Annotated in this window: 6 protein-coding genes and 1 pseudogene; all 7 read right to left on the reverse strand. The window is 44.4% G+C overall.

The genetic code is table 11. The features are described 5' to 3' along the window. Positions 1–212 (reverse strand): annotated as a pseudogene (locus B3O33_RS11625) (flagellin FliC); the annotation flags it as partial. 156 nt (positions 213–368) lie between these two features. Next, the gene (locus B3O33_RS11630; RefSeq protein ID WP_292363638.1) at positions 369–4286 is read right to left on the reverse strand and encodes a glycosyltransferase; all 3918 of its coding nucleotides are present in this window, start codon (positions 4284–4286) and stop codon (positions 369–371) included. 35 nt (positions 4287–4321) lie between these two features. Next, on the reverse strand, positions 4322–5047 hold the full coding sequence (locus tag B3O33_RS11635) for a class I SAM-dependent methyltransferase (RefSeq protein ID WP_292360319.1): 726 nt from the start codon (positions 5045–5047) through the stop codon (positions 4322–4324). 38 nt (positions 5048–5085) lie between these two features. Then, positions 5086–5991 (reverse strand): flagellar hook-associated protein FlgL, encoded by a 906-nt coding sequence (gene flgL / locus B3O33_RS11640; protein WP_292360321.1) that lies wholly within the window; start codon positions 5989–5991, stop codon positions 5086–5088. Positions 5992–6002: 11 nt separating this feature from the next. Further along, a complete protein-coding gene (flgK, locus tag B3O33_RS11645) occupies positions 6003–7394 on the reverse strand; it encodes a flagellar hook-associated protein FlgK (RefSeq protein WP_292360323.1) in 1392 nt (463 codons plus the stop codon). 32 nt (positions 7395–7426) lie between these two features. Further along, positions 7427–8398: a flagellar assembly peptidoglycan hydrolase FlgJ gene (gene flgJ / locus B3O33_RS11650; protein WP_292360325.1), complete on the reverse strand. Its 972-nt coding sequence runs from the start codon at positions 8396–8398 to the stop codon at positions 7427–7429. A 16-nt stretch (positions 8399–8414) separates the two neighbouring features. Beyond that, on the reverse strand, positions 8415–9473 hold the full coding sequence (locus B3O33_RS11655) for a flagellar basal body P-ring protein FlgI (protein WP_292363682.1): 1059 nt from the start codon (positions 9471–9473) through the stop codon (positions 8415–8417). Positions 9474–9511 lie beyond the last annotated feature (38 nt).

Here is a 9511-nt window from a genome sequence, read left to right on the forward strand (position 1 = left end):
ACATCTGCCGCATTTCGAACAGCCTGATTGGTGCCCCGAATATCACGAGTAAGCTGTTGAGCCACAAACAGACCGGCAGCATCATCTTTGGCGCTATTGACACGCAAACCGGATGATAACCGTTGTAATGACGTATTCAGATCATTCTGTGAGTTACTCAGATTACGCTGAGCATTCAAAGATGCCAGATTACTATTGACGATTAGTGCCATAACACTCTCCCTAATTGAGCGATTCTATTCAGAACCTGCCGGCGCTCCGAACAGGTATAAAATCAACTAAGCAGGGTTCATGCCAATAATCTTTATTTTTTCAATGCAACACGGCAAAACCTAGAAAAATAAAGGGCCGAGGTCGGCCCAAAATCGTTATCTACTCTTTGTTAGGCCGCTAAGCCACTCATCAAGGTAATCTTCAAGCATGTAATGCTCAAGAACCCAAGTCTTTAATAACGATCCAGCATTAGCAAGTGCCGCTTTATCGGCCAATATTTGCCGGATTGCCGCAATCCATTCATCCACCTGATTTTGCACGTAAATGACAGGTGGATTGTTGGTTCGATATGGATAGATGTCAGTACAGATAACAGGCCAGCCCAATATGCCGTACTCTAATAATCTTAGATTACTTTTAGCTTCATTAAACGGATGGATTTCCAGAGGTGCGATAGCCAAATCTAAATTCAGACTGGCAAGTTTTGCCGGGTATTCGGCCATCGACACAAAATAATGAAATTCATGGACATACGGTTTAATATCTTCCGGGCACATCCCCATAAAAACCCAATCCACTTCATCTGCAGTCGCTTTAACGACCTCGGACATAATGGCGAGATCACCTTGATGCTGCTGAGCGCCCGCCCACCCTACACGTGGTTTGGGGCCTTGATTACGTAATGAAGTGACCGATAGCCATGGTTTTTTGGGTAGCCGATTAGGAATAACCCGAATATCGGCAACCATACCCTCACACAAATCGGCTAAAGGCTGTGTTGATACGATTAAGCGATCAGAAGATTGTAATGCACGGCGCATTCTCGATTTCGCGTCAGCAAAATGACGTTTTATTTCTTTATAAGCTGAACTTTGCTCGGGCACGTTAGTTAATAAGTCATCAATACTGTAAACTCGGAAAACATCGGGTAAAAATTCTTTGAGCTGCTCTAATTGCTGTAGTTGAATATCATTTAGCGCCGCATGAAACACCACAGTGTCTGGTGCAATTCGCGCATATTCTGAGATCATAATCGGTCGGGTAATATTATTGTTGAAACGATAATATTCACATTGTGCCAATGCCGCATGACTTAATGCAGAAAACGGCTGTATCACACGATAATCCCCGCTTCCCCCCTGTAAGGGCAAGCCAAGAATTTTCGAACGATCATGAAAGTATGTATCCCAATTGGTAGGCATGGCCGATTCAATCAGACAGTCGCGATAAACCAAACTTAAGTTTCGATTAAATGCCGGATCATTGGCAATAACCGGCAACCATTTTTTAAGCATATGCTTCCGCTCACTCTGGAAGCGCTCGGTCTTGAAAGTTTGATCAACGGGTCGAGAGAGTTCACTCTTTTGGGTCACACTACCATGATGGACTAATACTGAATAAGGTGTCCATGTCACCAAAAATCCGGATTGACGCACCTTCAAACATAAATGGACATCGTTGTAGGAAACAGCAAATTGCTGTTCGTCCATTCCGCCGACTTGCTGATAAATTGATTTTCTAATCAGCAAACAAGCAGCCGTCACCGCCGAAAAATTCTGGTCTACCTGCGCTCGGCCCATATAACCTGGCTCTTTAATATCCAGCGCCCCCAGATATATATGATCGGCTATGCTCTCCATACCAAGAATGACACCGGCATGCTGAATCAATCCGGTTTCCGGATAAACCAGTCGAGCACCGACAATACCAACTTCTGGACGTTGTCCATGGGCCACCATGCGTTCAAGCCACTCAGGGTGCAATGCTTCAGTATCATTATTCAGAAATAAGAGATACTCACCCCGCGCCTGTTCTGCAGCCAAATTGCTGATCGCTGCATAATTGAAAGTATGGGGATAATCAATGACTCGAAGCGTATCTTCCGGCAGCTCGGACAGTTGTCGAAAATACTCCAGTGTATCCAGTTCTTCGCTGAGATTATTTACAATAATAATTTCAAAATTCGGATAACTGTTTTTTAATAGTGCCGCCTCGACACTAGGTCGAAGGAACTCAAGCTTATCTTTGGTGGGAATGATAATGCTGACTTTTGGAGAAGTAGGCCATTGATAGACCACTCTGACCGTTTTATCCAATAAACCCGGCTCAGCAAAAGCATAAAGTTGCTGTCGAACCAGATGCTGCTGAACAGCCTGCTGGGTCATCTGCGTACTGTAAAGTGATAACACGCTTTCGGGTAAATGCATCAACACATCGGCAATATGGCCGACTCCATCCGCCCCAACACGTTCATAAATCTTAAAAGCCAAGCTCATATTTTCATGGCCTGGAACCTTATCAAAACCACCTAAAGCTTCAAACAGCGTTGTTTTACACAGGATAGGTCCAATGTAATCCTGCGAGCGTAACAGATCCAGATTAAAGTCAGGTTTGAATCGGGGCTGACTGCGCTCCCCTGCACTGCTGATTACATCATCATCGCAATAAAAGGCCGTTTGTTCCTTAAAAAGATTTATATAATCACCAAATTGCAACCATATTTGTGGCTCAAAACAGGTTCCTGCCGGAATGAAAGCGACCCATTCGGCAGATGAAGCTGCCATATTGGCATTGAGGTAATCATAGGGCTCTGTTTGATCTGGCAATGTAAGCCATTCCAATACATCCAACTCTTCAAACATGACATCAGGTGAAGCAGAGTCGGCAATCACCGTCAGCTTCCAATTTTGATAAAACTGCTGGCCTAATGATGCCAGTGTATCGGCTAATAAATTTTGTTCCTCTTTAAATACAAACATATACAAATGGAACGTTGGTTTGTGACGCCATTGCATCATCCTTTCGGCATGAATCTGGGCATCAATTTCCATCAAAGCATGGTTATGAATCCAGTATTGATAACGTTTCTGCTCCCACCATTGGCGCAATAACAATTTGAGCTGCAGGACAGAATCGGTCACATCATTCAACGAAGTGGAAGTTAATAATTGCAGACAGTCGCGGATGCTGGTTTCTTGGTGTTTACTTAGTAATAGATTTGAGGATGTATTACTTTCTAACTCATTAAGCACTAATTGAACGGCATTGAGCACAAAAACGTCTTTCAACTGATTGTGGGTTAGCCAGTTTATGTTTTTATTTACTATCGACTTCACGATATTTTGTACACTTAAGTCGGTTTGTTGCAGGTTAATTTGCAACAGATTCAACAAATTATCCAAAGAGACCTCTTTCGAGTTCTGCTGAGAGAGTTTTAGAAAATAAACAGGATCAATCGACACTAAATTGTTTAAAACAGTTTTTAGTTCATCTTCGCTTAGTGGATCAGTTGGGCTGGCTAACAGATTTGAACCAATATCAAATGCCTGCTGTTTTAATATATCTGCTACTTTTTTATCGCTAGAGAAGTAGACAACGAGCGGATTTAACACGTTTAACCATAATAACGACCGAGAGCGTTGTGATTTGGATGACCAATAACTATCGCCATGCACTCTATAAACAGCCATTGGCTCGGAAAAATATTTAATTTTTCCATGCTGTGCAAAGTATAGATGTAATAAATAATCTAAAACCGGAGTTGTATTAAAGAAAGCAGGAAACTCTTCTGGCAGGAGATTTCGGTAAACAACCGATGGTGTATGGATGAAATTCCCGCGCGCCAAATCATAGATAGAAAACTCGTCCGCTTTTCCTTTAGTCAGGTTATCTGCTTTTTTCTCACCGTCGATATCCACATCCACAGCATGAAAACTCATGGAAAACTCAGAATGCGATTGCAAAAACGAGACTTGTCGTTGAAGTTTGTTTTCATCACTCCAGTAGTCATCACCTTCACATAATGCGATATAGGCTGTCCGGGCTGCTTTTAATGTATGGATGGTGTTGTATCGACCCGGCCCTCCCGGAAAAGCAGAACGATCGATATTGCGATCCCAACAAAACAACCTAATGATTTCTGGATACTGTTCAGCATAAGCTTCACAGATTTCACGTGTCCCATCGACAGAACCATCTTCACCAATCAAAATTTCGAAGGAAAAATCAGTCTTTTGTGCCAGGATTCCATCAAGACATTGTTTTATATATTTTTTATGTTGATATGTGATCACACATACTGAGACCAGAGGCACTGCCATATTTCAACCTATATTGCTTCAAAAAGAAAAAAAGGCTCATCTTGATTGACACCATAAACCTCTGGAGCAATATCAGATAAAACTTGTTGGTGTGACACCACCAATGAATTAAAACCAGCACTAGAGAAACGATCAAAAATATCCCGCCCATATAGACGCACATGATCCTCCTGACCATAGACTTCACGGCAGAGATAATCACCTTTTATACCGTCATCCGCAAAAGTAGTGTGTAATTGATCACTATAAGGGGTTTGTAAAATCGCCAGCCCACCCTTTTTGAGCACCCGTCTAATTTCGCTCAACGCCAACAAATCATCGTTAACATGCTCAAGTACATGATTTGCGATAATTACCGAAAAAAACTCATCTGGATAAGGTATTGCCAGCATATCTATCTGCTGTACATCGTCCGTTTGGGGAAACAAATCCGCTTTAATATAAAGCTCTGGGGACTGCAGCTGAATCACATTTGAAACCCATTTTTCTGGTGCAAAATGCAACACCTTTGCTTGACTAAAGATGGAGAGTAAATTCAAGGAAGCGAGGTAAATCAACAAGTGTCTTTCACGATCGTGGCTACGGCAGGAAGGGCATAGAAAATGATCGGTATTACTGCCGACAACTTTGAATAAGCGCATCAGAAACGGTCGGTTAGCAGTTCCCCCTCGAAAGGGTTCAAATTTGACAACATTTTGTCCGCAGACAACACAGTATGATTGGGTTTGCTGCATTGATAATCCTTTAGCTGCCTTTTATGACAAATGGAAACTTACAAAAAGTTAAACAAGGATAATCCCTGAACTTTTACATAAACCTGTTGCGCAGCTTGTAGTCCAACTGATTGTTTATTCAACTCAGTGATGGCCTCAGCATAATCGAGATCTTCAATTTGAGAAAGTGTAGCGGTCATGCTGAACTGTGAACTCTCATTAATATCACGTTGCATTTCGATGGCATTTTGTCGAGTACCGATTCGGGTACGACCTTCCAGAGAAGCATCCATCGCATAATCCATATTCGCCAGAAAATCACCGTCGTTAGGCGCTGTTCCAACAGCTCCATTGTTAAGTGCAGTAGTAAAATCCTGGATTGTCTGAAAGATTGCCTGATTAGGCCCGGCAACTGTCTGAGTAACAAATAAGCCATCTCCCGGCTCGTTTATCGCCACCAGATAACCGTCACTGACTCGCAATTGCCGCTGTCCGCCATCCCCATTGTAGGCAAATGTTGCCGTATCAAAAGGCTGCACATCGGATTGATATCCGGAAAAAAGATATTCTCCATTCGCATCCGTCGTATTGGCTAACGCGACAAGTGACTCGTTTAACTGATTGATCTCTTCAGCAATCCCCTGGCGAGCGCTGTCACTGTTTGTATCATTCAACGCCTGTACAGCCAGTTCCCGAATCCGTTGCATAATATCACCCGCACTTTTGAGCGTTCCATCGGTTGTGCTCAGACGACTGTCAGCGACATCCGCATTATCCTGATATTGCTGGGACAACCCGATCTGTCTTTGCAAGTCCAGCATTTTGACAGCACCGATGGGATCGTCCGAGGGTGTTTGAATCCGTTTTCCCGATGAAACCTGTAACTGCGTTTTCGCCAATTCATTCTGCTGTCTCAGCATGGCTTCCAGGCCCTGCTGAACAATACTATTCGTCGAGATACGCATAAGTTAATCTCCTAAAATGCGTTAATTAACGAATTAAACACGGTATTCGATACCGTGATTATTTGTGAAGCCGCCTGATAAGCTTGCTGAAATTTGATCAGATTGGCCGCTTCTTCATCCAGATTCACCCCAGATACGCTTTCCGCCCGTTGACGAATCTGACTCACCAGTCCCGCCTGAGTTTGCTGGGTAACCGTTGCCTGATTCGTTCGTGTTGCAACTTGAGACACGATGGAGCCGTATTGATCGTTAAATGATCTCGAAACAACTGGAGGGCCGGGGTCAAGTACTACCGTTGTTTTATCGGTTTGCAAAGCCGCCATCGCCAGTGCATTTTCATTATTACCCACCCCGGGATCGGTGGTAGAAGAAGCGGCGATTAACCGCGTATCCGTAATATTCAAGCTTATCGTAGCGGCAGTCGTACCTGCGGCATCAAAGAAATCTGTTCCGGCATTACCGTTCAGATCGATACCGTTACCATGGGCAGCATTAAATGCGGTAACGATTGATTCGGCCAGAACATCCAGCTCAGCACGTGTACTATCCACTACATCACTGCGTGCCAGTATCGCGCCGCCAATTTCACCGCCACTAATCTGCTGGGTGATATTAATCTGTGAAGGGCCATAACCGATAGCGGTACGCGGGGGATTCGTGCTGTTATCCGCAATAGTTGAAAGTTCAACGCGACTATTGCCTACCACCAGTCCTTGTCCATTACCGATAAAGACATTGACTGATCCATTATTCTGCTCGACCACGTTAACTGAGACTAGCTCAGACAAATCGCTGATCAGTTTATCGCGTTTATCCAGCAAATCATTGGGGTTATAACCAGCAGCCAATGACTCAGAAATAGATTGATTTAAATCTACTATCCCCTGAGAAAGCACGTTGATGTCCTTAACTGACGCTGTGATAGTGTTATCAATCTGTCTGTCCAACTCTCCCAACTGGCTGTCCATAGTATTAAACCGGTTGGCCAACAAGTCACCCTGTGTGAGCATCACCTGTCTGGCGGCAATTGAAGTTGGATCATTAGCAACTTCCTGAACAGAATTGAAAAACGCTTCCAACCCACCACTGATACTCAGTGAGGAAGAACCCAGCAGATCATCAACCTGTTTGGAAAATGTCAAAAAACCGTCTTGCTGAGACTCAGCCGAAGTATAAGTACGCAGTTGATTGACTAAAAACTGATTGAAAATACGGTCGACACCAGTGATGCCAACACCATTTCCAATGTAATAACCACCTTCAAAATTGGCCGGCTGTGGGCCCTGATCGGTTCGCTGACGCGAATACCCCGGGGTATTTACATTACTGATGTTATGACTGGTGGTCGCCAGTGACGTTTGCGCGGCTAATAAAGCAGAACTACCAATATTCAGCATGCTCATTTAGATGATCCTCTGAGAGCTTTTACAGGGGGTTAGTACCCCATATTCTGAATATATTTATGCGAAATCTGTGCCAGCGTATCACCCTTCATGATGCGTTTTATTTTGTCAGCATATTGCGGATCGGTGGCATAGCCAGCTTCATGCAATTTCTCTACAAATCGTTCCGGTCGGCCGACATGTTTTAATGCTTCCTGATAACGCGGCTGTGACTGCAGGAAACTGACATAATCATCAAAGGATTGCTGATAATCTTCGTATGAACGGAAGCGGGACTGTTCTGTTATTGGCTTGCCATCACGATATTCCAGCGCGTTTTTCGCAACATACTCACCATCCCAGCGACTATCGGCTTTGATATTGAATAAATTAAAACTGGATTGGCCTTCACCATCTTTAAGCACATACCGACCCCAGCCGGTTTCCAATGCGGCCTGCGACAAAATAACATCGGCGGTGGTACCCAATTTATCTGCAGCTTTCTGGGCCAAAGGCCACAGTTGTTCTACAAAGTCTTCAGGCGATTTAAAACGCTGTGGCATGATTTTTAATTTACTGCTGTCAATGCTATTGATGCTTTCTTCAGAAGTTTTATCAGCGTTATCATGAATCTCTTTGACCATACGCCGTAAATCTTGCCGTACCGTCACGGTATCAAAACTAAACGTCCCGCCACCAATTGGGATATCGGATCGTACTTCGCCCCCCAGTTGGCGAATAATCACGTCCTGCAGGCCTAATCCGCCACGTTTGGATAAATCCATCGCCAGCTGCTGATCGGCCATATCACGATAGGTTTTGCTGTGATTGGAATCGAATATTCCCTCCGCCAGACTGGCCTGACGCATGCTTTTCAGCATCATTGTGGTAAACAAGGATTCAAATTGAGCGGCAACCTGACGTAATGTTGTTGCATCATTATCAGAACGTATTGCCGATTGACGCAGCTGATTTAAACCATGGAAATCCGTTGCGTTTTGCTGAATATCAGAAGGAATCGTCATGACTTAATCTATAAACTCAGATAATCACCAGCTCAGCGCGTAACGCACCCGCCTGTTTCAAGGCCTCTAAAATAGCCACTAAATCTCCCGGCGCTGCTCCCACCTGATTGACTGCACGCACAATTTCATCCAAAGAAACCCCCGGATTGAATACAAACATCCGGCTGTTTTCTTCCGATATTTCAATATCGTAATTCGGTGTGATAACCGTTTGTCCTGCTGAAAAGGCATTGGGTTGAGAAACCTCTGGATCTGCTGAAATGGTCACGGATAGACTGCCATGTGTAACCGCTGCTGGACTCACCCGGACATTCTGTCCGATCACGACAGTACCACTACGCGAATTGACCACCACACGGGCCGCCGCCTCGCCTGGGCTTAATTCCAGATTTTCAATCAATGATAAAAATGGAATACGTTGATTCGGATCTCTCGGCGCATTAACTCTAACTGATGCTGCATCCATAGAGCTCGCCGTCCCACGTCCCAACGTTTGATTAATGGCATCTGATAATCGACTGGCCGTAGTAAAGTCGGCCTGATGTAGATTCAGAATAATGTGATCGCCAACATTTAACGCGTTCTGTACCGTACGCTCAACGGTAGCACCATTGGGTATACGGCCCGCACTGGGAATATTCACCGTCACTCGGGATCCATCCCCTGCTTCAGCACCAAAACCACCTACCACCAGATTACCTTGTGCCATAGCGTATATTTCACCATCAGCACCTTTTAGCGGTGTCATGATTAAACTGCCGCCTCGCAGACTTTTTGAGTCACCCAATGATGAGACTGTAATATCAATCGTTTGACCGGGTTTGGCAAAAGGCGGCAAATCGGCATGGACAGAAACTGCCGCTATATTTTTGCTTTTGGGGTCCACACCTGCCGGTATGGTCACACCCATTTCTCGCAACATACTGCGTAAGGTCTGGCCGGTAAATGCGGTCTTATCTCCTGTGCCACTCAGCCCTACAACCAAACCATAACCAACTAACTGGTTATTACGAACGCCACCAATAGAGGCCAGATCTTTAATGCGTTCTGCCTGAGCGGCTGACATCATCACCATCAGCAAAGCGGCAAAAAAGGTATTTATCGACGTTTTCA

The organism is Methylophaga sp. UBA1464, from assembly GCF_002325665.1.
Lineage (GTDB): Bacteria > Pseudomonadota > Gammaproteobacteria > Nitrosococcales > Methylophagaceae > Methylophaga.

What these genes read in the sequence shown, in the direction of transcription:
- B3O33_RS11635 (WP_292360319.1), bottom strand. Translation starts at nt 5,047, where the DNA reads ATGCAGCAAACCCAATCATACTGTGTTGTCTGCGGACAAAATGTTGTC.
- flgL (WP_292360321.1), bottom strand. Translation starts at nt 5,991, where the DNA reads ATGCGTATCTCGACGAATAGTATTGTTCAGCAGGGCCTGGAAGCCATG.
- flgK (WP_292360323.1), bottom strand. Translation starts at nt 7,394, where the DNA reads ATGAGCATGCTGAATATTGGTAGTTCTGCTTTATTAGCCGCGCAAACG.
- flgJ (WP_292360325.1), bottom strand. Translation starts at nt 8,398, where the DNA reads ATGACGATTCCTTCTGATATTCAGCAAAACGCAACGGATTTCCATGGT.
- B3O33_RS11655 (WP_292363682.1), bottom strand. Translation starts at nt 9,473, where the DNA reads ATGGTGATGATGTCAGCCGCTCAGGCAGAACGCATTAAAGATCTGGCC.